Annotated in this window: 19 protein-coding genes and 3 pseudogenes; 11 read left to right on the top strand and 11 right to left on the bottom strand. The window is 51.9% G+C overall.

Going from position 1 to position 24,464, the window contains the following annotated elements; all coding sequences use genetic code 11:
- The 4 genes and pseudogenes from BFF42_RS11400 to panC all read left to right on the top strand — a co-directional run.
- On the top strand, window positions 1-342 hold a 342-nt coding region (locus BFF42_RS11400), incomplete at its 5' end, for an integrase core domain-containing protein (RefSeq protein WP_073841232.1).
- Window position 343: 1 nt separating this feature from the next.
- A pseudogene (locus BFF42_RS28170) lies at window positions 344-436 on the top strand (hypothetical protein); the annotation flags it as partial.
- A 112-nt stretch (window positions 437-548) separates the two neighbouring features.
- On the top strand, window positions 549-1,343 hold the full coding sequence (gene panB / locus BFF42_RS11405; protein WP_000805451.1) for a 3-methyl-2-oxobutanoate hydroxymethyltransferase: 795 nt from the start codon (window positions 549-551) through the stop codon (window positions 1,341-1,343).
- An 11-nt stretch (window positions 1,344-1,354) separates the two neighbouring features.
- Complete coding sequence (gene panC, locus BFF42_RS11410) at window positions 1,355-2,206, top strand: pantoate--beta-alanine ligase (RefSeq protein ID WP_000905371.1); 852 nt, start codon at window positions 1,355-1,357, stop codon at window positions 2,204-2,206.
- Window positions 2,207-2,497: 291 nt separating this feature from the next.
- On the opposite strand, the gene rpnC is transcribed toward panC, so the two are convergent.
- Complete coding sequence (gene rpnC, locus BFF42_RS11415) at window positions 2,498-3,394, bottom strand: recombination-promoting nuclease RpnC (RefSeq protein ID WP_000339949.1); 897 nt, start codon at window positions 3,392-3,394, stop codon at window positions 2,498-2,500.
- Window positions 3,395-3,667: 273 nt separating this feature from the next.
- On the opposite strand from rpnC, the gene panD reads away from it, so the two are divergent.
- On the top strand, window positions 3,668-4,048 hold the full coding sequence (gene panD, locus BFF42_RS11420; RefSeq protein WP_000621515.1) for an aspartate 1-decarboxylase: 381 nt from the start codon (window positions 3,668-3,670) through the stop codon (window positions 4,046-4,048).
- Between the two features lie 3 nt (window positions 4,049-4,051).
- On the opposite strand, the pseudogene BFF42_RS11425 reads toward panD, so the two are convergent.
- From BFF42_RS11425 to BFF42_RS11445, 4 genes and pseudogenes are all read right to left on the bottom strand, one after another.
- Window positions 4,052-5,269 (bottom strand): annotated as a pseudogene (locus BFF42_RS11425) (polysaccharide deacetylase family protein).
- A 63-nt stretch (window positions 5,270-5,332) separates the two neighbouring features.
- The gene (locus BFF42_RS11435) at window positions 5,333-5,773 is read right to left on the bottom strand and encodes a PTS sugar transporter subunit IIA (RefSeq protein WP_000901987.1); all 441 of its coding nucleotides are present in this window, start codon (window positions 5,771-5,773) and stop codon (window positions 5,333-5,335) included.
- 104 nt (window positions 5,774-5,877) lie between these two features.
- Window positions 5,878-6,648 carry an ABC transporter permease gene (locus BFF42_RS11440; RefSeq protein WP_000972200.1) on the bottom strand — a complete coding sequence of 257 codons (771 nt, stop codon included), beginning with the start codon at window positions 6,646-6,648 and terminating at the stop codon, window positions 5,878-5,880.
- A complete protein-coding gene (locus tag BFF42_RS11445) occupies window positions 6,645-7,571 on the bottom strand; it encodes an ABC transporter ATP-binding protein (protein ID WP_000150613.1) in 927 nt (308 codons plus the stop codon). Before BFF42_RS11445 ends, BFF42_RS11440 begins: the two co-directional genes overlap by 4 nt.
- A 108-nt stretch (window positions 7,572-7,679) precedes the next feature.
- Between BFF42_RS11445 and can the strand changes: the two genes are divergently transcribed.
- The gene (gene can, locus BFF42_RS11450) at window positions 7,680-8,342 is read left to right on the top strand and encodes a carbonate dehydratase (protein WP_000651584.1); all 663 of its coding nucleotides are present in this window, start codon (window positions 7,680-7,682) and stop codon (window positions 8,340-8,342) included.
- 40 nt (window positions 8,343-8,382) lie between these two features.
- Here can and hpt read toward each other — a convergent pair whose 3' ends face one another.
- Window positions 8,383-8,919, bottom strand: coding sequence for a hypoxanthine phosphoribosyltransferase (gene hpt, locus BFF42_RS11455; protein ID WP_000683335.1), 537 nt, complete (start codon window positions 8,917-8,919; stop codon window positions 8,383-8,385).
- Between the two features lie 205 nt (window positions 8,920-9,124).
- On the opposite strand from hpt, the gene gcd reads away from it, so the two are divergent.
- Window positions 9,125-11,413 carry a quinoprotein glucose dehydrogenase gene (gene gcd / locus BFF42_RS11460; RefSeq protein ID WP_000996831.1) on the top strand — a complete coding sequence of 763 codons (2,289 nt, stop codon included), beginning with the start codon at window positions 9,125-9,127 and terminating at the stop codon, window positions 11,411-11,413.
- 106 nt (window positions 11,414-11,519) lie between these two features.
- Here the strand turns inward: gcd and cueO are convergent, their stop codons facing one another.
- On the bottom strand, window positions 11,520-13,070 hold the full coding sequence (gene cueO / locus BFF42_RS11465) for a multicopper oxidase CueO (protein WP_001189607.1): 1,551 nt from the start codon (window positions 13,068-13,070) through the stop codon (window positions 11,520-11,522).
- 165 nt (window positions 13,071-13,235) lie between these two features.
- On the opposite strand from cueO, the gene BFF42_RS11470 reads away from it, so the two are divergent.
- The 3 genes from BFF42_RS11470 to speD all read left to right on the top strand — a co-directional run bounded on the left by BFF42_RS11470 (window position 13,236) and on the right by speD (window position 15,365).
- A complete protein-coding gene (locus BFF42_RS11470; RefSeq protein ID WP_001295568.1) occupies window positions 13,236-13,583 on the top strand; it encodes a YacC family pilotin-like protein in 348 nt (115 codons plus the stop codon).
- A gap of 105 nt (window positions 13,584-13,688) precedes the next feature.
- Window positions 13,689-14,555 (top strand): polyamine aminopropyltransferase, encoded by an 867-nt coding sequence (speE, locus tag BFF42_RS11475; RefSeq protein ID WP_000818421.1) that lies wholly within the window; start codon window positions 13,689-13,691, stop codon window positions 14,553-14,555.
- Window positions 14,556-14,570: 15 nt separating this feature from the next.
- Window positions 14,571-15,365, top strand: coding sequence for an adenosylmethionine decarboxylase (gene speD / locus BFF42_RS11480; protein ID WP_000734287.1), 795 nt, complete (start codon window positions 14,571-14,573; stop codon window positions 15,363-15,365).
- 36 nt (window positions 15,366-15,401) lie between these two features.
- Here speD and yacL read toward each other — a convergent pair.
- Together yacL and acnB are read right to left on the bottom strand one after the other, a co-directional pair.
- A pseudogene (gene yacL / locus BFF42_RS11485) lies at window positions 15,402-15,763 on the bottom strand (protein YacL).
- 174 nt (window positions 15,764-15,937) lie between these two features.
- The gene (acnB, locus tag BFF42_RS11490; RefSeq protein ID WP_039058962.1) at window positions 15,938-18,535 is read right to left on the bottom strand and encodes a bifunctional aconitate hydratase 2/2-methylisocitrate dehydratase; all 2,598 of its coding nucleotides are present in this window, start codon (window positions 18,533-18,535) and stop codon (window positions 15,938-15,940) included.
- Between the two features lie 354 nt (window positions 18,536-18,889).
- On the opposite strand from acnB, the gene BFF42_RS11495 reads away from it, so the two are divergent.
- The gene (locus BFF42_RS11495) at window positions 18,890-20,743 is read left to right on the top strand and encodes a DUF3300 domain-containing protein (RefSeq protein WP_000784399.1); all 1,854 of its coding nucleotides are present in this window, start codon (window positions 18,890-18,892) and stop codon (window positions 20,741-20,743) included.
- 70 nt (window positions 20,744-20,813) lie between these two features.
- On the opposite strand, the gene lpdA is transcribed toward BFF42_RS11495, so the two are convergent.
- Together lpdA and aceF are read right to left on the bottom strand one after the other, a co-directional pair.
- Window positions 20,814-22,238, bottom strand: a complete 1,425-nt coding sequence (lpdA, locus tag BFF42_RS11500; RefSeq protein ID WP_000102485.1) for a dihydrolipoyl dehydrogenase — start codon at window positions 22,236-22,238, stop codon at window positions 20,814-20,816.
- A 324-nt stretch (window positions 22,239-22,562) separates the two neighbouring features.
- Window positions 22,563-24,455, bottom strand: coding sequence for a pyruvate dehydrogenase complex dihydrolipoyllysine-residue acetyltransferase (gene aceF / locus BFF42_RS11505; RefSeq protein ID WP_000963518.1), 1,893 nt, complete (start codon window positions 24,453-24,455; stop codon window positions 22,563-22,565).
- Window positions 24,456-24,464: the final 9 nt, after the last annotated feature.

The following is a 24,464-nucleotide window of genomic DNA, read 5'->3' on the forward strand; positions in this document are numbered from 1 at the left end:
GGTAAGCCCGGCGGGGTGATGTTCCACAGCGATCAGGGCAGTCATTATACGAGCAGGCAGTTCCGGCAGTTATTGTGGCGATACCAGATCAGACAGAGTATGAGCCGGCGCGGAAACTGCTGGGATAACAGCCCAATGGAACGCTTCTTCAGGAGTCTGAAGAACGAATGGATGCCGGTGGTGGGTTACGTAAGCTTCAGCGAGGCAGCTCACGCCATAACGGACTATATCGTTGGATATTACAGCGCACTAAGACCGCACGAATATAACGGTGGGTTACCCCCAAACGAATCGGAAAATCGATACTGGAAAAACTCTAACTCGGTGGCCAGTTTTTGTTGACCACTTCAAGGCCACGCTACAACAGGATGGAACTATACCAATAGAAGCTGGTGAGTTTAAAGCCACCAGTACTTTCCAGGTAACCTACCCTTAATAAGTCCACCGCACCGCCATCATCTGGCGGTGCGGTAATTGATAAATCATTGCCCCCACCAATGTGACTGATAAAATGCCAGGCAACACGACATCATTTATCAGGACACGTTATGAAACCGACCACCATTGCTTCACTTCAGAAATGTAAGCAGGATAAAAAGCGTTTCGCGACCATCACCGCTTACGACTACAGCTTCGCGAAACTATTTGCTGATGAAGGACTTAACGTCATGCTGGTAGGCGACTCGCTGGGCATGACGGTTCAGGGTCACGACTCCACCCTGCCGGTGACCGTTGCCGATATCGCCTACCACACTGCCTCCGTACGTCGTGGTGCGCCAAACTGCCTGCTGTTGGCTGACCTGCCGTTTATGGCGTATGCCACGCCGGAACAAGCCTTTGAAAACGCCGCAACGGTTATGCGTGCCGGTGCCAATATGGTCAAAATTGAGGGCGGTGAGTGGCTGGTCGAAACCGTAAAAATGCTGACCGAACGTGCCGTTCCTGTATGTGGTCACTTAGGTTTAACCCCACAGTCAGTGAATATTTTCGGTGGCTACAAAGTTCAGGGGCGCGGCGATGAAGCGGGCGATCAACTGCTCAGCGATGCATTAGCCTTAGAAGCCGCTGGGGCACAGCTGCTGGTGCTGGAATGCGTGCCGGTTGAACTGGCAAAACGTATTACCGAAGCACTGGCGATCCCGGTTATTGGCATTGGCGCAGGCAACGTCACTGACGGGCAGATCCTCGTGATGCACGACGCCTTCGGCATTACCGGCGGTCACATTCCTAAATTCGCTAAAAATTTCCTCGCCGAAACGGGCGACATCCGCGCGGCTGTGCGGCAGTATATGGCTGAAGTGGAGTCCGGCGTTTATCCGGGCGAAGAACACAGTTTCCATTAAGGAGTCACGTTGTGTTAATTATCGAAACCCTGCCGCTGCTGCGTCAGCAAATTCGCCGCCTGCGTATGGAAGGCAAGCGCGTGGCGCTGGTGCCTACTATGGGTAATCTGCACGATGGCCATATGAAGCTGGTCGACGAAGCCAAAGCCCGCGCCGATGTGGTCGTCGTCAGTATTTTCGTTAACCCGATGCAGTTCGACCGCCCGGAAGATCTGGCACGTTATCCACGGACCTTGCAGGAGGACTGCGAGAAGCTAAACAAACGTAAAGTGGATTTAGTTTTCGCCCCTTCGGTAAAAGAGATCTACCCGAACGGTACTGAAACCCATACTTACGTTGACGTTCCCGGGCTTTCGACCATGCTGGAAGGCGCGAGCCGTCCGGGGCATTTTCGCGGCGTTTCGACTATCGTCAGCAAGCTGTTTAACCTGGTCCAGCCGGACATCGCCTGCTTCGGTGAAAAGGACTTTCAGCAACTGGCGCTAATCCGCAAAATGGTTGCCGATATGGGCTTCGATATTGAAATTGTCGGCGTCCCGATTATGCGCGCCAAAGATGGCCTTGCGCTCAGTTCCCGTAATGGTTATCTGACGGCGGAACAACGCAAAATTGCGCCCGGTCTGTACAAAGTTTTAAGTTCAATTGCCGACAAATTGCAGGCTGGCGAGCGGGATCTTGATGAAATTATTGCCATTGCAGGGCAAGAACTGAATGAAAAAGGCTTCCGCGCCGATGATATTCAGATTCGCGATGCCGACACGTTGCTGGAAGTCTCTGAAACCAGCAAACGAGCTGTAATTCTGGTAGCCGCCTGGCTTGGCGATGCCCGCCTGATCGACAACAAAATCGTCGAACTGGCGTAATGCTTTTACTCTAAATAATTCAAGTTGCAGGAAGGTGGCAAGCGAGTGACAAATTCGTCAGGAACGAATTTGCCCAGCCGCAGGCTGGCCTTCGGTGAGAGACATGGATGTCTCTCATTAATCCCCAGGAGCTTACATAAGTAAGTGACTGGGGTTAGCGAACGCAGACACAGCACATGCAATTTAAAGTATGACGAGTATAACTGGCGCTACGGCTGATGGCGCCAATTATTAATTTGCCCCACGTCATGGCGATGGCGTCTGTAAGCAATTATTCATAACGCAGACAACTTAGTTAATCAGCCTATCAATCTCAGCAAGAGATAAATTTGTCATCTCTGCAACGTCTTCCCGAGACATCCCTTTACTCAGAAAACGCTGGGCGAATTCTTGCCTTTCCTCCTGTCTTCCCTGCTGAATCCCCTTCTCAATCCCTTTCTCTTCAAACCACTGCGCCAGCGTCATCATAGACTCCCCTCCCGTTTCCCTGTCTCTCAGCACACCATAAAACAAATCCGCTTGTTCAGTATGACCGCGTTGCAGCATATAGTTTTGCATGGCAACTAACTGACTTCCGCTAGTGTACCCTTCGTCAATCAGCGTGACCAGTTGCTCCAGCAATAACATTAAGTCGCGCTGGCGAATATGTTTTTGCAGTAGTTCGAGAATCGCAATCCGCCGATGTTGCATGATTTCGTCATCCGGTGTGATGGTGATATCCACCAGCGGGAAAGGACTGTTATAGACGCGTCGTGCCAGCTCCGGCGAGTAAAATATATCAAACCAGCACATTGAGAGCGGATAAGGTGTGGCCTCGCCCTGATAAAACAGTATCGGCACCACCAGCGGCAGCTTATCGTGATCCGCCTCCAGATGCCGGTGCATGGCAGCAATAGAATAACGCATCATGCGAAAGGCCATTTTCTTATCCGGCTTGCTTTGGTGTTCAATCACAACATGCAGATAACCGGGATTGCCCTGCATTTGCACGGAATAGAGCACGTCCGTGCTGTGTCCTTTCAGGCTCTCTTCAATGAAACTCCCCGACTCTAAATGAAGCGTGTTGAGGTCACAAAGTTCTCGTAATTCCACTGGCAAATGTATCTCCAGAAAGTCGCGAGCCGTCTCCGCGTGCATTAAAAATTGTTTAAACACTGCATCATGCGGTGTGGTACTCGGTGCATCCATCTTCCCTGCCTTCCGTGTTGTCTTGCGTGAAGGCAGTATCCAGTCAAGGCGTGCCATCGTCAGCCACCTCTTTAGTATTTACCGAGCAGCGTTCAGAGAAATTTCAATTGGTTACAGCCGTTACATGGCACGCTTCGGCACGGTACGCAAACTGCTGATGTAAATGCCGTCAGATGAGTAGACACTAAACAAAAATCGGGCAATACTGCGTGAGAATTTCCTCAAAGCAGGCATCGCCTGCTTCGTTAACGACAGGGTAGAAAGGTAGAAGTTATGATTCGCACGATGCTGCAGGGCAAACTCCACCGCGTGAAAGTGACTCATGCGGACCTGCACTATGAAGGTTCTTGCGCCATTGACCAGGATTTTCTTGACGCAGCCGGTATTCTCGAAAACGAAGCCATTGATATCTGGAATGTCACCAACGGCAAGCGTTTCTCCACTTATGCCATCGCGGCAGAACGCGGTTCGAGAATTATTTCTGTTAACGGTGCGGCGGCCCACTGCGCCAGTGTCGGCGATATTGTCATCATCGCCAGCTTCGTTACCATGCCAGATGAAGAAGCTCGCACCTGGCGACCCAACGTCGCCTATTTTGAAGGCGACAATGAAATGAAACGTACCGCGAAAGCGATTCCGGTACAGGTTGCTTGATTGTTATCCCTGCGGCTGGTTACTCACCAGCCGCGACATCGTCTCCAGCGAATCCGTTCTTAAGATATAAAGTCGTTTTAGTAACAACGGATTATCCCCCGGTTTTACTTTGCCTTTCATGGTTGTCACCGCCAGGTGAAATCCGGCATCGTTTGCTGCCTTCACGGCTTTGTCATTAAATCCGCCAAACGGATACGAAAGATACCAGACATGCGGATTAAATTGCGCCAGAGCGCGGCGTGAACGTGCAAAATCAAACAGAATATTGTGTTCACTACGGCTCAGTAATATGGGGCGGCGATAACCATCCACCCGATGCAAAAAATGGGTATGTAACTGGAAATCAAAAACATCGCGAATTTCGTTAAGTTCAGAAACGCTCATAAATTGCAGCGATTTTGGGTCCCACTTCTGCGGGTGACGTTTGATGCGCGAGGTAACAATAAACGCCGTCGCCTTCATGCCATATTGTTTCAACACGGGATACGCATAGCGGCTCACCGATTTGAGGCCATCATCAAAGGTAATCACCACCGCTCGCGCAGGGAGATTGATCTTATTCTTCACGTAACCTTCCAGCTGCACCATGCTCAGTGTCGCGTATCCCCTGTCGCGCAGCCAGGCCATCTGGTTATTGAAAGCGCGTACTGAGGTGGTCGTCGAAGTATGGCGAAAACGGGTGTTTTCTTCATCGCGCAGAATATGGTGATAGGTTAGCACCGGCAGGCCATTATCGGGTTGGGCATCCAGCGCGCTGATATAGGCCAGTCGATCGCCAATACGGATCTGATACCAGGTTTGATTTAACCTGTCTTTCAGTTTATGCAAAATCGGGTAGCGCAAATTGTCCGCCAGTACCCCAAAGCACTCGGCGCGTTATAGACCGGCGTATCTTTCCAGGTAATTAAGTTCTGATTACTCAGCGGCTTGTTGAGGTCACCCAAACCGTCTTCAACTTTTTGTCGCCCCTGAACTGGCTCGAGATGCCCTTTATCGATAAACCCTTTACCAAAGCCAAAATTAAATGCGTAATAACTTGCGGCAGTGGGCTCCACGGCAATGATTTGCCCGGCCCGAATATTCCCCACGGTCACCATCTTGTCGCCAATTTGCGCCCAGATCGCAGCATTTTCGATGGTTTGCATATAACGGGCAGGTAACGCGGCACTAACGCTTGCGGTAAACAGCATCAGCAGGATGAATAACAGCTTGTTTATACATGAAAAAATAACCGAGGGTGAAACAACGCTTGTATTGTAGCAAAAGCGCCATCAGAATCGCGGGTTAATACTCATACAAATTATGTTTGAGGACAAAAGGCGGATTTTTTTGTTGTTGGTGCCAAAGACTACTCACCTCCGGCGCACCCAGTTCGACAATACGCTCGCGAAACTCTGAACTGGTCATGGTTTCACGGCAAGCCATCATCTGTTCAATTAACGGTAACGTGACACCAGAAATCACTTCACAACGGGAGTGTTTATGGCTTAATAATGAAGCCACGCGGTACGGTGGCGCTCCGGCTATATCGGTTAAGAAGATGACACCCTCACCAGAGTCCGCTTCATGCAGAGCATCGCACATCATGCGGCTGAGCATATTAGAGCTTAATCCGCGCCAGAAATTCACGGCCCGGCACTGAAGAAGTGCCCCATGTTTTTTCTCCAGCGCATCCAGTATCTCTTGCGCCCGGTCATCGTGACAGGTAATTACCCAACCTAACATCGCCTTCCTCCTTAGCCGAAAATCAGTCTATCCTGACCATTGTTGATAAAGGGTGATAGCCGTCAAAACTCCTCTCCCCCGAATCCAGAGGAGAGGAAATAGCCTTAGCTACGCAAACCACGTCCACGTTGGATCAGCGACCAACAGATCAAATAAAACACCACAATAAAGACCACCAGTACGCCAAAGGTAGTGGCCAGCGGCACATCATTTATACCGAGGAAGCCGTAGCGGAAACCACTGATCATATAAACGATTGGGTTCAGGTGCGACAGCCCTTGCCAGAACGGCGGCAACAAAGTCAGGGAGTAAAACACCCCGCCCAAATACGTGAGTGGCGTTAACACAAAGGTTGGCACCAGGCTGATGTCATCGAACGTTTTGGCAAACACGCCGTTCAGCAAACCCGCAAGGGAGAATAGCACCGCCGTGAGCACCAGGGTTAAGGCAACGAATACCCACGAATGCACCTGAAACGGCACAAAAAACAGTGAAATTGCCGTCACCAGAATGCCAACAAACAGACCACGCGCCACGCCACCGCCGACATATCCGGCAATAATGACGTGAGTCGGAACCGGCGCTACCAGCAGCTCTTCAATATTACGCTGGAACTTGGCACCAAAAAATGATGACGCGACGTTAGCGTAGGCATTGGTGATCACCGACATCATGATCAGCCCCGGTACGATGAACTGCATATAGCTGAAGCCATGCATATCGCCAATACGCGAACCTATCAGGTTACCGAAGATAATAAAGTAAAGGGTCATGGTGATGACTGGCGGCACCAGCGTCTGCACCCAGATACGCATAAAGCGATGGATCTCTTTCGCCCAGATGCTTTTTAGCGCCACCCAGTAAAGATGCATCATGCGCGATCTCCTTGTTTTTCATTAACCAGTGAAACAAACAGCTCTTCCAGACGGTTAGCTTTGTTACGCATACTTAATACCTGAATGCCCTGCTCACTTAACTGCGTAAATACGCTGTTGATCCCCTGCTCACGCAGCACTTCAACTTCCAGCGTCGCGGTATCGACCAGTCGATACTGATAGCCATCGAGCTTCGGTAACGGGCTTTTCGGTGCGAGATCGAGAATAAAGGTTTCCGATTTCAGCTTCGCCAGCAGCGCCTTCATCGAGGTATTTTCCACCAGCTCACCGTGTTGAATAATGCCGATATTGCGGCACAGCATTTCTGCTTCTTCCAGGTAGTGTGTAGTGAGAATGATGGTGGTGCCTTTGTCGTTTAAATCCTTCAAAAAGCCCCACATTGAGCGGCGAAGTTCAATATCCACGCCTGCGGTCGGTTCGTCGAGAATCAGTAGTTTAGGTTCATGCATTAACGCACGGGCAATCATTAAACGGCGCTTCATCCCGCCAGATAACATACGCGCACGTTCGTTGCGTTTTCCCCATAAATCGAGTTGTTTGAGATATTTTTCGCTGCGGATGTACGCTTCTTTGCGCTCCACGCCGTAGTACCCTGCCTGATTCACCACAATTTGCTGCACGGTTTCAAACGGGTTGAAGTTAAATTCCTGCGGCACCAGTCCCAACTGACGTTTAGCGTTCACGACATCCTTCTCGAGATCGTAACCAAATACGCTGACCCGCCCGGAGGTTTTATTTACCAGAGAGCTGATAATACCGATAGTGGTCGATTTCCCGGCCCCGTTCGGCCCGAGAAGCGCATAAAAATCACCCGCTTCGACCTGCAAATCTATTCCACGAAGCGCCTGAACGCCGCCTAGATAGGTTTTTTTAAGCTGTTGAAGTTCCAGTGCAATGGTCATAAATTTTTACTTACCTTACGTTCTTACACTTTATCTGTGGTTTAAATCGTCCCGGAGTTGCCCTATATTAGCCAAACGTAATTATTTGGTTACAGGTCGTTAACCTCCATGAAAGACATAGATACACTCATCAGCAACAATGCACTATGGTCAAAAATGCTGGTGGAAGAGGATCCCGGGTTTTTTGAGAAACTGGCACAAGCGCAAAAACCGCACTTTCTATGGATTGGATGTTCCGACAGTCGCGTTCCTGCAGAACGTTTAACCGGTCTTGAGCCGGGCGAACTCTTTGTTCACCGTAATGTTGCTAACCTGGTCATTCACACCGACCTGAACTGCCTTTCCGTGGTTCAGTATGCAGTGGATGTACTAGAAGTTGAACACATTATTATCTGTGGCCACTACGGTTGCGGCGGCGTACAAGCCGCAGTTGAAAACCCGGAACTGGGGCTTATCAACAACTGGCTGCTGCATATCCGCGATATCTGGTTCAAACATAGCTCATTGCTCGGCGAAATGCCGCAAGAGCGCCGTCTGGATACCTTGTGTGAACTGAACGTCATGGAACAGGTGTATAACCTAGGCCACTCCACCATTATGCAATCAGCGTGGAAACGCGGGCAGAAAGTTACCATTCACGGCTGGGCCTATGGCATTCACGACGGCTTGCTGCGTGATCTGGATGTTACTGCCACCAACCGCGAAACCCTTGAGCAACGTTACCGTCACGGGATTTCCAACCTCAAGCTGAAACACGCCAACCACAAATAAAAATGCCATGCCGGATGCAACACATCCGGCAACTTCACACTTACTCGTCCAGCAGAATCACTTTGCCGATATACGGCAGATGACGGTAACGCTGTGCGTAATCAATGCCGTAACCCACCACAAACTCATCCGGGATCGAGAAACCGATAAATTCTACCGGGACGTTCACTTCACGACGGGACGGTTTATCCAGCAGCGTACAAATCGCCAGCGACTTCGGTTCGCGCAGGCTTAAGATCTCACGCACTTTCGACAGTGTATTCCCCGAGTCGATGATATCTTCAACAATCAGCACGTCCTTGCCACGGATATCTTCATCCAGATCTTTGAGGATTTTCACATCACGGGTGGTGGACATGCCGCTACCGTAGCTGGAGGCGGTCATAAAGTCGACTTCATGAGATACCTGAACTTCACGGCACAGGTCCGCCATAAACATAAATGAGCCACGCAGCAGACCCACCAGCACCATATCGCTGCCGCTGTCTTTGTAACGCTCAGTAATCTGACGACCCAGTTCGGCGATACGCGCTTTAATCTCCGCTTCGGGGATCATTACTTCTACAGTATGTTTCATATCTCTAACCATATGATTTAAAAACAAATCACTTCGCACGGGCAGGTTTTGGCACCGCAACAAAGCGCAAGACACGCAGTATACCAGTAAAACTATTCATTCGCGGAATCTGTTAATAAAGCTCGAATTGTGATGACGATCACACATGTTAAAACCTATAATTAATTGCTACTAAAATATTAATGAATTGAAATGGTGTCTCTTTATGGCAATTAACAATACAGGCTCGCGACGATTACTCGTCACGCTAACAGTCCTTTTTGCAGCGCTTTGCGGGCTGTATCTACTCATTGGCGGAGGCTGGCTGGTCGCGATTGGCGGCTCCTGGTACTACCCTATCGCTGGCCTTGTGATGCTCGGCGTCGCCTGGATGCTGTGGCGCAGTAAACGTGCCGCGCTTTGGCTATACGCCGCCCTGCTGCTCGGCACCATGATTTGGGGCGTCTGGGAAGTTGGTTTCGACTTCTGGGCGCTGACTCCGCGCAGCGATATTCTGGTCTTCTTCGGCATCTGGCTGATCCTGCCGTTTGTCTGGCGTCGCCTGGTCATTCCTGCCAGCGGCGCAGTTGCCGCACTGGTGGTGGCACTGCTGATTAGCGGTAGTATCCTGACCTGGGCCGGATTTAACGATCCGCAGGAAATCAACGGCACCTTAAGCGCCGATGCCACACCTGCGGAAGCTATCTCACCCGTTGCCGATCAGGACTGGCCTGCCTATGGTCGCAATCAGGAAGGTCAACGCTTTTCACCTCTGAAACAAATTAACGCCGATAACGTCCATAATCTGAAAGAAGCCTGGGTGTTCCGTACTGGCGATGTGAAGCAGCCTAACGATCCGGGCGAAATCACCAATGAAGTGACGCCGATTAAAGTGGGCGACACCCTTTACCTGTGTACCGCTCACCAGCGCCTGTTTGCGCTCGATGCCGCCAGCGGCAAAGAGAAATGGCATTACGATCCTAAGCTGAAAACTAACGAGTCTTTCCAGCACGTAACCTGCCGTGGCGTCTCTTATCATGAAGCCAAAGCAGAAACGGCTTCGCCGGAAGTGATGGCGGATTGCCCGCGTCGTATCATTCTTCCGGTCAATGATGGTCGACTGATTGCGATTAACGCTGAAAACGGCAAACTGTGCGAAACCTTCGCCAATAAAGGCGTGCTCAATCTGCAAAGCAATATGCCAGACACCAAACCGGGTCTGTATGAACCGACTTCGCCACCGATTATCACCGATAAAACCATCGTGATGGCAGGTTCAGTTACCGATAACTTCTCAACCCGCGAAACGTCTGGCGTGATCCGTGGTTTTGATGTCAACACCGGGGAGCTGCTGTGGGCTTTTGATCCCGGCGCGAAAGATCCGAACGCAATCCCGTCTGACGAACACACCTTTACCTTTAACTCGCCAAACTCCTGGGCACCAGCGGCCTATGACGCGACGCTGGATCTGGTCTATCTGCCGATGGGCGTGACCACGCCGGATATCTGGGGCGGTAACCGCACACCGGAACAGGAACGTTATGCCAGCTCGATTCTGGCGCTGAATGCCACTACCGGGAAACTGGCGTGGAGCTACCAGACCGTTCACCACGACCTGTGGGACATGGATCTTCCGGCACAGCCGACGCTGGCGGACATCACCGTTAATGGTCAGAAAGTGCCGGTTATTTACGCTCCGGCGAAAACCGGCAACATTTTTGTGCTCGATCGTCGCAATGGCGAACTGGTGGTTCCGGCCCCGGAAAAACCGGTGCCGCAAGGTGCTGCGAAAGGCGATTACGTTACTCCGACCCAGCCGTTCTCTGAACTGAGCTTCCGTCCGAAGAAAGATTTGAGCGGTGCGGATATGTGGGGAGCCACCATGTTTGACCAACTGGTGTGCCGCGTGATGTTCCACCAGATGCGCTATGAAGGCATTTTCACGCCGCCATCTGAACAGGGCACGCTGGTCTTCCCGGGTAACCTGGGAATGTTTGAATGGGGCGGGATTTCCGTTGATCCAAATCGTGAAGTGGCAATTGCCAACCCAATGGCACTGCCGTTTGTTTCGAAACTGATCCCACGCGGTCCGGGTAACCCGATGGAGCAGCCGAAAGATGCCAAAGGCACGGGTACGGAATCCGGCATTCAGCCACAGTACGGTGTACCGTATGGTGTCACGCTCAACCCGTTCCTCTCACCGTTTGGTCTGCCGTGTAAACAGCCAGCATGGGGTTATATCTCGGCGCTGGATCTGAAAACCAATGAAGTGGTGTGGAAGAAACGTATTGGTACGCCGCAGGACAGTATGCCGATGCTGGGCGGGCCAATCTCCACGGCGGGTAACGTGCTGTTTATCGCCGCTACGGCAGATAACTACCTGCGCGCTTACAACATGAGCAACGGTGAAAAACTGTGGCAGGGTCGTTTACCAGCGGGTGGTCAGGCGACGCCAATGACCTATGAAGTGAATGGTAAGCAGTATGTGGTGATCTCCGCAGGCGGTCACGGTTAATTTGGTACGAAGATGGGCGACTATATTGTGGCTTATGCCCTGCCGGATGATGTGAAATAACCATAATGCCCGGAGAGATCCGGGCATATTTCCGAATACGGTCTTTTTATACCGTAAACCCTAACATCATCCCCGTATCTTCATGCTCCAGCAGATGGCAGTGCGCCATATAAGCATGTTCTTTCGGTGCGTCGTGATTAAACTTCACCAGCACTTCACTGACATTGCCTTCTACCTTAACGGTATCTTTCCAGCCCGCGCGATGAGCCGCTGGCGGTTTGCCATTTTCTGACAAGATACGGAACTGCGTGCCGTGAATATGGAACGGATGCAGCATCATGTCGCCCACGCCAGAGATAACCCAACGTTCGTACTGCCCTTTCGCCGCCGCAAACATCGGCTTATTCATATCAAACGCCTGACCGTTGATTTTATTGGCATGGTGGAAATCGAACTTCCCGCCGTGGTTCATATGATTCATATTACCGTGCCCCATATGGCCCATCATCTGGCTGTGATCCATTCCGGCCATCGCCTGATCGCCATATTTCTCCATTAGCATCTGCATACCCATCATATCGAGCATCGGGTCCATAGAAAGTTGCAGCTTGCGTACCGTCAGCCCTTCCAGCGAAGGTAACGCAGGCAGGCTACTTAATGTGTCTGGCAAAGCACCGGAGGCACTAATAGCAATCGGCTGAATCCGCATTACCGGATGCGGCTTGTCAAACGGCGCAATCGCCATCCCCATCTGGCTGACCGGTAGCGTCACCAGGTCAAAGGGTTTGTTGTCGTTAACCTCCACCAGCACTTCAAAACGCTCGCCCATCAGCACCGGCAGCTCGCTCACCTTCACCGGTTCAGGTAGCAGACCACCGTCGCTGGCAATCACATACAGCGGGCGATTGTCGCTGGTGGCGAAATTGAGCGAGCGGGCATTACAGCCATTGAGCAAACGCAGGCGCAGCCAACCACGCGGGGCAGCGTGTTGTGGGTAGATTGCACCGTTGGTCAGCAGCGTATCGCCAAACCAGCCCACGGCGGCGGTCATCACATCCAGTTGATAATCAATCTGCCCATCAGCGTTAAATTTTTTATCCTGAACAATCACCGGAACATCATCGATACCCCACTGTTTTGGCAGCATTAATTTCAGGATCTCGTCATCTTCAATTACCACCAGCCCAGCCAACCCCATCGCCACCTGTCGCCCAGTCTTGCCATGTTGATGTGGATGGAACCAGCAAGTAGCGGCAGGTTGATCAACGTTCAACGTCACCGAGCGCTTGCCACCTGGCGGAATAATTCCCTGCGGGCCGCCGTCGACTTCACCCGGTACTTCCAGCCCGTGCCAGTGCAACGTCGTCTCTTCCGTCAGTTGGTTATAGATATCAACCGTTACCGCTTTGCCGCGCTGTAATTTCACCGCCGGCCCCAGCAGATTGCCGTTATAGCCCCAGGTAGTTGCAGTTTTCTCGCCAAAGGTAGACTGACCTGCGCCAATAGTTAACTGAATGCGATTACGGGCATCGGTCGTGAGCAAATCAGGGATCGGTAACGTTGGGCGTTCCGCCGCAAAGACTGCGCGGCTCCACAGCGGCAAGGCTGAAGCCACACCCAGCGCGACGGAATATTTTAAGAAATCACGACGTTGCATAGTTATTTCCTTATTCTTAAGCAGGCGAAACAAAATCAAACGTTGAGCATAGTCCTTCCCCTTACGGGAAGGTCAAGCCGCAGACACAATTTAATCGACAATAATGGTCGTCGCCTCGCTCGCAGTGTGCTAACGTTTATCTTCTTTAAGCCCCTGGTAGAAGCAATGAAGACGTTTTTCAGAACAGTGTTATTCGGCAGCCTGATGGCCGTTTGCGCAAACAGTTACGCGCTCAGCGAGTCTGAAGCCGAAGATATGGCCGATTTAACGGCAGTTTTTGTCTTTCTGAAGAACGATTGTGGTTACCAGAACTTACCTAACGGGCAAATTCGTCGCGCACTGGTCTTTTTCGCCCAGCAAAACCAGTGGGATCTCAGTAATTACGACACCTTCGACATGAAAGCCCTCGGTGAAGACAGCTACCGCGATCTCAGCGGCATTGGCATTCCCGTCGCTAAAAAGTGCAAAGCCCTGGCCCGCGATTCCTTAAGCCTGCTTGCCTACGTCAAATAATCCCTGATACCTTTTTGTAGAAATATTGACCGTGCATCCGCGGTCAATGTTAGCTATTATGTTGCGCCCTTTTTTTACGGGTGTTAACAAAGGAGGTATCAACCCATGGCCGAAAAAAAACAGTGGCATGAAACGCTACACGACCAGTTTGGGCAGTACTTTGCGGTAGATAACGTTCTGTATCATGAAAAGACCGATCACCAAGATCTGATCATTTTTGAGAACGCTGCATTTGGTCGCGTAATGGCGCTGGATGGCGTAGTACAAACCACCGAGCGCGACGAGTTTATCTATCATGAGATGATGACCCATGTTCCGCTACTGGCCCACGGTCACGCGAAACATGTGCTGATTATCGGCGGCGGCGACGGTGCCATGCTGCGTGAAGTAACCCGACATAAAAACGTTGAGTCAATCACGATGGTGGAAATCGATGCGGGTGTCGTGTCGTTCTGCCGTCAGTATCTGCCCAACCATAACGCCGGTAGCTACGACGATCCGCGCTTTAAGCTGGTGATCGACGATGGCGTCAATTTCGTTAATCAAACCAGCCAGACCTTTGATGTCATTATCTCCGACTGCACCGATCCTATCGGTCCCGGCGAAAGTCTGTTCACCTCAGCATTTTATGAAGGCTGCAAACGTTGCCTGAATCCTAGCGGTATCTTCGTCGCACAAAACGGCGTCTGCTTTTTACAGCAGGAAGAAGCCATCGACAGCCATCGCAAACTCAGCCATTACTTCAGCGACGTTGGCTTTTATCAGACGGCGATCCCGACCTATTACGGCGGTATCATGACTTTTGCATGGGCGACAGATAACGACGCCTTACGCCATCTCTCAACCGAAATTATTCAGGCGCGTTTTCTCGCTTCTGGCCTGAAATGCCGTTATTACAATCCGGCAATCCATACGGCAGCTTTTGCCTTACCTCAGTATCTGCAAGATGCACTGGCTTCACAGCCGTCCTAAGGAGAAGATAAGAAATTGAAAAAACTGAAACTGCATGGCTTTAATAATCTGACCAAAAGTCTGAGTTTTTGTATTTACGATATCTGCTACGCCAAAACTGCCGAAGAGCGCGACGGTTATATTGCTTATATCGATGAACTCTATAATGCCAACCGTCTGACCGAAATCCTGTCAGAAACCTGTTCCATTATCGGGGCCAATATTCTTAACATCGCCCGCCAGGATTACGAACCACAGGGTGCCAGCGTCACTATTCTGGTGAGTGAAGAACCGGTTGACCCGAAACTCATCGACAAAACAGAACACCCCGGCCCACTGCCAGAAACGGTCGTTGCCCATCTCGATAAAAGTCATATTTGCGTACATACCTACCCGGAAAGCCATCCTGAAGGTGGTTTATGTACCTTCCGCGCCGATATTGAAGTCTCTACCTGCGGCGTGATTTCTCCGCTGAAGGCGCTGAATTACCTGATCCACCAGCTTGAGTCCGATATCGTAACCATTGATTATCGCGTGCGCGGTTTTACCCGCGACATTAACGGTATGAAGCACTTTATCGACCATGAGATTAATTCGATTCAGAACTTTATGTCTGACGATATGAAGGCGCTGTATGACATGGTGGATGTAAACGTCTATCAGGAAAATATCTTCCATACCAAGATGTTGCTTAAAGAGTTCGACCTTAAGCACTACATGTTCCACACCAAACCGGAAGATTTAACCGACAGCGAGCGCCAGGAAATTACCGCTGCGCTGTGGAAAGAAATGCGCGAGATTTATTACGGGCGCAATATGCCAGCTGTTTAACGGCTCTGGCGGAGCTCCAGGCTCCGCCAGATTTATTTACTTCTGCTGCACGAAATTGCGGTAAGCCGCCACGACCTGCAGAAAATCCTCAACGCCGCATAGCGACAGGCTTTCTTCGTCGTAGTAGTTCATCCCCTCTTCCATTTCATCGCCAGCGAATTCCAGTTGATTGGCGCGACCATCACCTCTTCACCGTCCATCCACAGGGTGTATTCATGCCCTGCCCGTTGCCAGGACCGTTCGCTACCTTTCAGTGCGTGCGCTGCTTGTTCCACTTCATCAAGCAAGGCCAGGTTTTCTTTCACCTCTTCATCAAACCAGTGCCCGACCACTTCATGCCCCATGGACATACGCACCTTTACCACTCCGGTAATATCGCGCAGAAATTCGTAATCCATAGTGTGTTCCTCTGCTCCCGGCAATGCGCCGAAATCGCATTGCGCCATTGATGTAATTATCGCAGCCTTACCGGAGAAAAACAGCGGAACGGCGATGGTTTAGAAATAAAAAATGCCCGGGAATCTCATTCACCGGGCATTGTGTCGTTTATGCGCAGCGCGTGCGCTTACTTATTACACCGCAGTCTGGAAAATCACCCCATCGGCTTTTTCGGTGTACTGAGAAAGTTGGTTGAAGTTCAGATAACGATAAGTATCAACGGCAGTTTTATCTACTTGCGCAACGTAGGTCTGGTACTCTTCCGGCGTCGGCAGTTTGCCAATCAGCGCCGCAACAGCCGCCAGTTCTGCAGAAGCCAGGAAGACATTCGCGCCAGTCCCCAGACGGTTCGGGAAGTTACGGGTAGAGGTGGAAACCACCGTCGCACCGTCTGCTACACGCGCCTGGTTACCCATACACAGAGAACAGCCCGGGATCTCGATACGAGCCCCGCTCTTACCGAAGACGCTGTAGTAGCCTTCTTCAGTCAACTGTGCGGCGTCCATACGGGTTGGCGGTGCCACCCACAGGCGGGTCGGCAACTGGCCTTTATGCGCATCCAGCAGTTTACCCGCAGCACGGAAGTGACCGATGTTAGTCATGCAAGAACCGATAAATACTTCGTCGATCTTCTCGCCCTGTACCGCAGACAGCGGACGCGCGTCATCCGGGTCGTTCGGAGCACACAGGATTGGCTCTTTAATATCCGCCAGATCGATGTCAATCACTGCCGCGTATTCCGCATCTGCATCGGCTTCCAGCAGCTCAGGATTCGCCAGCCATTTTTCCATGCCCTGAATACGACGTTCCAGGGTACGACGATCGCCGTAACCTTCCGCGATCATCCACTTCAGCAGGACGATATTAGAGTTAAGGTATTCGATGATTGGTTCTTTGTTCAGCTTGATAGTACAACCAGCGGCAGAACGCTCAGCGGACGCATCGGTAAGCTCAAAGGCCTGCTCAACTTTCAGATCCGGCAGACCTTCAATTTCCAGAATGCGGCCAGAGAAGATGTTTTTCTTGCCTTTCTTCTCAACGGTCAGCAGACCTTGTTTGATGGCATACAGCGGAATGGCGTGTACCAGATCGCGCAGGGTGATGCCCGGCTGCATTTTGCCTTTGAAGCGCACCAGAACGGATTCCGGCATATCCAGCGGCATTACGCCTGTTGCGGCTGCAAATGCCACCAGACCAGAACCCGCCGGGAAAGAGATACCGATCGGGAAACGGGTATGGGAGTCACCTCCGGTACCGACGGTATCCGGCAGCAGCATACGGTTCAGCCAGGAGTGGATTACGCCGTCACCCGGACGCAGCGACACACCGCCACGGTTCATAATGAAGTCCGGCAGCGTGTGGTGCGTGTTCACGTCAACTGGCTTCGGATACGCCGCGGTGTGGCAGAAAGACTGCATCACCAGGTCAGCCGAGAAGCCCAGGCACGCCAGGTCTTTCAGTTCATCACGGGTCATCGGGCCGGTAGTGTCCTGTGAACCTACAGAAGTCATTTTCGGTTCGCAGTACGCGCCCGGACGAATGCCTTTCACGCCACAGGCACGGCCTACCATTTTCTGCGCCAGCGAGAAGCCGCGATCGCTCTCAGCGACATCTTTCGCCTGACGGAACACATCACTGTGCGGCAGACCAAGTGCTTCACGCGCTTTGGTGGTCAGGCCACGCCCGATAATCAGCGGGATACGGCCGCCAGCACGCACTTCATCAATCAGCACGTCGGTTTTCAGTTCGAAGGTCGCCAGCAGTTCGCCTGTTTCGTGGTTACGCACTTCACCTTTGTACGGGTAAACGTCAATCACGTCGCCCATGTTCAGGTTAGAGACGTCGACTTCGATTGGCAGTGCACCCGCGTCTTCCATCGTGTTAAAGAAGATGGGTGCAATTTTACCGCCGAGGCACAAACCACCGCCGCGTTTGTTCGGCACATGTGGAATATCATCGCCCATAAACCACAGAACGGAGTTCGTGGCGGATTTACGCGATGAACCCGTACCCACAACGTCACCGACGTACGCCAGCGGGAAACCTTTCTGTTGCAGAGCTTCAATCTGTTTGATCGGGCCAACAACACCTGGCTGGTCTGGCTCAATACCTTCACGGGCGTTTTTCAGCATCGCCAGCGCGTGCAGTGGGATATCCGGGCGCGACCACGCATCCGGTGCCGGAGAAAGGTCATCGGTGTTGGTTTCGCCAGTGACTTTGAAGACGGTAACGGTCAGTTTTTCAGCCAGCGCCGGGCGATTCAGAAACCATTCGGCATCCGCCCAGGACTGCATTACCTGCTTCGCATATTCGTTGCCTGCTTTCGCTTTCTCTTCTACGTCATAGAAGTTATCGAATATCAGCAGTGTGTGAGAAAGTGCTTTGGCAGCGATCGGTGCCAGTTTGGCATCATCCAGCGCGTCGATCAGCGGATGAATGTTGTAACCACCCTGCATGGTGCCCAGCAGTTCGATGGCTTTTTCCGGAGTCAGCAGAGGGGATTTGGCTTCGCCTTTCGCGATAGCAGCCAGGAAGCCTGCTTTGACATAGGCGGCTTCATCGACGCCAGGGGGAACACGGTTGGTTAACAGATCTAACAGGAATTCTTCTTCGCCCGCGGGCGGGTTTTTCAGCAGCTCTACAAGTGCGGCCATTTGGTTTGCATCCAGGGGTTTGGGCGCAATCCCCTCAGCGGCACGCTCAGCTACGTGCTTACGGTATTCTTCTAGCACGACGGTTCTCCTCGCTCTCATTGTCATAGTGCGGCAGGCGATTCTCTTCACGCTCCTGTGAGACAGCAGTTTGTAGGGTAAATGCCCAGTACCGCAACGGGCAGAATAGCAGGATTTTGACGACGTGTTAATCTGTTTACAAAAAAGCAACATAAAAAAGTGGCTGAATCGTTAAGGATGGTCTAGAGATTGTTTCCCTACGTAAAAACTTCGTTAATTCGCATGGTGATAATCACCTTTCTCAACGAATCCCAAGATTAGTCAAAATTTAAACTACCGCCTCTTTATACTCGGATTAACAGCACCTGCGGGTGGCAGTTCGCCGACCATTGCGATTTCCTTGAGATCCGAATTATGAAAATGACTTTGCCGTTTAAACCCCATGTGCTGGCACTAATTTGCAGTGCCGGGCTTTGTGCCGCCTCTGCCGGGCTATATATAAAAAGCCGCACAGTGGAAGCGGCTGTGGAAACGCAATCGACACAACTGGCTGTGTCTGACGCTGCCGCGGTTACGCTTCCTGCAACGGTTTCCGCGCCTCCCGTAACACCCGCCGTCGTTAAATCCGCATTCAGCACTGCACAAATAGATCAATGGGTCGCGCCCGTCGCGCTGTATCCCGACGCCCTACTTTCGCAGGTGCTGATGGCATCAACCTATCCGGCAAACGTTGCTCAAGCAGTGCAATGGTCGCACGATAATCCACTTAAACAAGGCGATGCTGCTATTCAGGCGGTATCTGACCAGCCGTGGGACGCCAGCGTTAAATCACTGGTGGCCTTTCCACAATTGATGGCATTGATGGGCGAAAACCCGCAATGGGTGCAAAACCTGGGCGATGCTTTTCTGGCGCAGCCGCAGGACGTGATGGACTCGGTACAGCGATTGCGGCAACTGGCGCAACAAACCGGTTCGCTGAAGTCATCAAACGAACAAAAAGTTATTACCACAACGAAGAAAGCTGTACCGGTAAAACAGACAGTCACGGCACCCGTCATACCATCCAATACCGTTTTAACTGCCAGCCCCGTCATTACAGAGCCTGCAACAACCGTCATTTCCATTGAGCCCGCCAATCCTGATGTGGTCTATATTCCCAACTACAACCCAACCGTGGTTTACGGGAACTGGGCCAATACTGCGTATCCGCCGGTTTATCTGCCACCACCAGCCGGAGAACCGTTTATTGACAGCTTTGTGCGCGGATTCGGCTATAGCATGGGTGTTGCTACCACGTACGCACTATTCAGCAGCATCGACTGGGATGACGACGATCATGACCATCATCATCATGACGATGATGATTATCATCACCACGATGGCGGTCATCGTGACGGTAATGGCTGGCAACACAACGGCGACAACATCAATATCGACGTCAACAATTTCAACCGTATCACCGGTGAGCATCTTACTGATAAGAATATGGCATGGCGGCACAATCCAAACTACCGTAATGGTGTGCCCTATCATGATCAGGATATGGCAAAGCGGTTTCATCAAACCGATGTCAACGGCGGAATGAGTGCCACGCAGCTACCTGCTCCAACACGCGACAGCCAGCGTCAGGCGGCAGCAAGTCAGTTTCAGCAACGAACACACGCCGCCCCCGTCATTACACGAGATACCCAACGTCAGGCAGCGGCACAGCGGTTTAATGAAGCTGAACACTATGGGAGCTATGACGACTTCCGCGACTTCAGCCGTCGCCAACCCCTGACCCAGCAACAAAAGGACGCCGCTCGTCAGCGTTATCAGTCAGCTTCTCCTGAGCAGCGCCAGGCAGTTCGCGAGAGAATGCAGACTAACCCGCAGATCCAGCAGCGAAGAGAGGCAGCGCGTGAGCGCATTCAGCCCGCCTCGCCTGAGCAGCGCCAGGCAGTCCGCGAGAAAATGCAGACTAACCCACAGATCCAGCAGCGAAGAGACGCAGCGCGTGAGCGTATTCAGTCAGCCTCGCCTGAGCAGCGCCAGGTGTTTAAGGAAAAAGTACAGCAGCGCCCACTGAACCAACAGCAACGTGATAACGCCCGCCAGCGTGTTCAATCAGCATCACCTGAACAACGTCAGGTTTTTCGGGAGAGAGTTCAGGAGAGCCGCCCACAACGTCTAAACGACAGTAACCGTACTGCCAGATTGAATAACGATCAACGGTCAGCAGTACGCGAACGTCTCTCTGAGCGCGGAGCAAGGCGACTGGAAAGGTAAATTACAGACGTAAAAAAAGCGGCGTGGTTAGCCGCTTTTTTAATTGCCGGATGTTCCGGCAAACGAAAAATTACTTCTTCTTCGCTTTCGGGTTCGGCAGGTCGGTAATGCTACCTTCGAACACTTCTGCCGCCAGGCCCACAGACTCGTGCAGAGTCGGGTGCGCATGGATGGTCAGCGCGATGTCTTCAGCGTCACAACCCATTTCGATTGCCAAGCCGATTTCACCCAGCAGCTCGCCGCCGTTGGTACCGACAATCGCACCACCGATCACACGGTGAGATTCTTTGTCGAAAATCAGCTTGGTCATACCGTCTGCGCAGTCGGAAGCGATAGCACGACCAGAAGCAGCCCACGGGAAGGTGGCGGTTTCATAGCTGATGCCTTTCTCTTTCGCTTCTTTCTCAGTCAGACCTACCCATGCAACTTCTGGTTCGGTATAGGCGATAGACGGGATAACTTTCGGATCGAAGTAGTGTTTTTTACCGGCGATAACTTCAGCGGCAACGTGACCTTCGTGAACACCTTTGTGTGCCAGCATCGGCTGACCAACGATATCGCCGATAGCAAAGATGTGCGGTACGTTGGTACGCAGCTGTTTGTCAACGCGGATGAAACCACGGTCGTCCACTTCCACGCCAGCTTTGCCTGCGTCGAGGTTTTTACCGTTCGGCACACGACCAATTGCTACCAGCACGGCGTCGTAACGCTGCGGTTCAGCGGGTGCTTTTTTGCCTTCCATCGTCACATAAATACCGTCTTCTTTCGCTTCAACGGCGGTAACTTTGGTTTCCAACATCAGGTTGAATTTCTTGCTGATACGCTTGGTGAAGACTTTAACGATGTCTTTGTCAGCTGCCGGGATAACCTGGTCGAACATTTCAACCACGTCAATCTGTGAACCCAGCGCGTGGTATACGGTGCCCATTTCCAGACCGATGATACCGCCACCCATTACCAGCAGGCGTTCTGGTACTTCTTTCAGTTCCAGCGCGTCAGTGGAGTCCCAGATACGCGGATCTTCATGCGGAATAAACGGCAGTTGGATCGGGCGAGAACCCGCTGCAATGATCGCGTTGTCGAAGTTGATCACGGTTTTACCGTTCTCACCTTCAACTTCCAGGGTGTTAGCCCCGGTAAATTTACCCAGACCGTTGACCACTTTGACTTTGCGGCCTTTCGCCATACCAGCCAGACCACCGGTCAGCTGATTGATCACTTTCTCTTTCCAGGTACGAATCTTGTCAATATCGGTTTTCGGTTCGCCGAAGACGATACCGTGTTCAGCCAGCGCTTTGGCTTCTTCGATAACTTTTGCTACGTGCAGCAGTGCTTTAGAAGGGATACAGCCGACGTTCAGGCAAACACCGCCAAGGGTGTTGTAACGTTCTACGATTACGGTTTCCAGACCTAAATCAGCGCAACGGAAGGCAGCGGAGTAACCTGCGGGGCCTGCCCCAAGTACCACGACCTGAGTTTTGATTTCAGTACTCATCATGACCTCTATATATTTATCTCCGGCGGTCATACCCGTCGTCTTTCAGGCCGCAGCGGCGTTAGCTTCACGCCCTCACCCCAGTCACTTACTTATGTAAGCCCCTGGGGATTCTGGCGCTTGCTACCTTGCTGCACCCAGAAATCCATAGGGTATGTGAAGTAATACCCTAACCACCACCGGGTCGTTCTATCCGTCGGTATTTTATAAAATTGTTAACAATTTTTAAACAACAAACGGCAACCGATTTGTCTATTCGCTAATAACCTCAATACATTCATGAGATTACCAGAAAAAAGCCGGCCGTTGGGCCGGCTCTTTTACTTACATCACCAGACGGCGAATGTCAGACAGCGTGTTGTTAATGATGGTAATGAAACGGGCACCATCAGCACCGTCGATCACGCGGTGGTCGAAGGAGAGAGAAATCGGCAGCATCAGACGCGGCACGAACTCTTTACCATTCCACACCGGCTCCATCGCGGACTTGGAAACGCCGAGGATAGCCACTTCCGGCGCGTTCACAATCGGCGCGAAGTGGGTAGTACCCAGGCCGCCGATGCTGGAGATGGTGAAGCAACCGCCCTGCATTTCGCCCGCAGTCAGCTTACCGTCACGCGCTTTCTTAGAAATAGTCATCAGCTCGCGAGACAGCTCGATGATGCCTTTCTTGTTGACGTCTTTGAATACCGGAACAACCAGACCGTTCGGGGTATCCACCGCCACACCGATGTTGATGTATTTCTTCAGGGTCAGACGCTGACCGTCTTCCGACAGCGAACTATTGAAGCGAGGCATCTGCTCAAGAGCTGCAGCAACGGCTTTCATGATGAAGACAACCGGGGTGATCTTCACATCCAGCTTACGTTTCGCCGCTTCTTCGTTCTGCTGTTTACGGAACGCTTCCAGCTCGGTGATATCGGTTTTGTCGAAGTGGGTAACATGCGGGATCATCACCCAGTTACGGCTCAGGTTAGCACCAGAAATTTTCTGGATACGGCCCAGTTCCACTTCTTCGATTTCACCAAACTTGCTGAAGTCCACCTTCGGCCACGGCAGCATGCCTGGGATACCGCCGCCAGTCGCCGCCGGAGCTGCTTCTGCACGTTTGATAGCTTCTTTCACGTAAGCCTGAACGTCTTCGCGCAGGATACGACCTTTACGGCCAGTGCCCTTCACTTTCGCTAGGTTAACACCAAACTCGCGTGCCAGACGGCGGATCAGCGGAGTCGCGTGAACATAAGCGTCGTTTTCAGCAAATTCAGATTTGCCTTCCGCTTTCGCAGCTGGTGCTGCTGCCGGGGCTTCAGCTTTTGCTGCCGGTGCCGGCGCTGCCGCTTCCTGTTTCGCAGGAGCTGCCGCAGGCGCTGCGCCTTCAACTTCGAAGATCATAATCAGCGAGCCAGTTTTCACTTTATCGCCAACGTTGACTTTCAGTTCCTTCACGACGCCTGCAAACGGCGCCGGAACTTCCATAGAAGCTTTGTCGCCTTCTACGGTGATCAGTGACTGTTCAGCGGCAACTTTGTCGCCCACTTTCACCATCACTTCAGTCACTTCAACTTCGTCACCGCCGATATCCGGAACGTTAACTTCTTTCACGCCAGCTGCTGGTGCAGGGGCCGCTGCCGGAGCCGCTTCCTGTTTAGCCGCCGGAGCTGCCGCGCCTGCTTCACCCGCGACTTCGAAGACCATAATCAGCGAGCCGGTAGACACTTTGTCACCCACGTTCACTTTGATCTCTTTCACGGTGCCAGCAAACGGAGCCGGAACTTCCATAGAAGCTTTATCGCCTTCTACGGTGATCAGCGACTGTTCAGCTTCAACTTTATCGCCAACTTTCACCAGGATTTCGGTCACTTCAACTTCGTCGCTGCCGATATCCGGAACGTTAACGTCTTTTGCCGCCGCAGCCGCGGGTGCTGCTGCCGGAGCTGCTTCTTTCTTCTCTTCTGCCTGAGCAGGTGCAGCGTCTGCTGCACCGTCGGCGGAATCGAAAATCATAATCAGTGCGCCGGTCTGGGTTTTATCGCCAACAGAGACTTTGATCTCTTTAACGATACCCGCCTGCGGAGACGGAACTTCCATAGAGGCTTTGTCGCCTTCTACGGTGATCAGCGACTGTTCGGCTTCAACTTTGTCGCCCACTTTGACCAGGATCTCGGTGATTTCAACTTCATCAGCCCCGATGTCCGGTACTTTGATTTCGATAGCCATTATTCTTTT

Origin of the sequence: Shigella sp. FC1661 (assembly GCF_001712525.1) — a bacterium.
GTDB lineage: Bacteria > Pseudomonadota > Gammaproteobacteria > Enterobacterales > Enterobacteriaceae > Escherichia > Escherichia coli.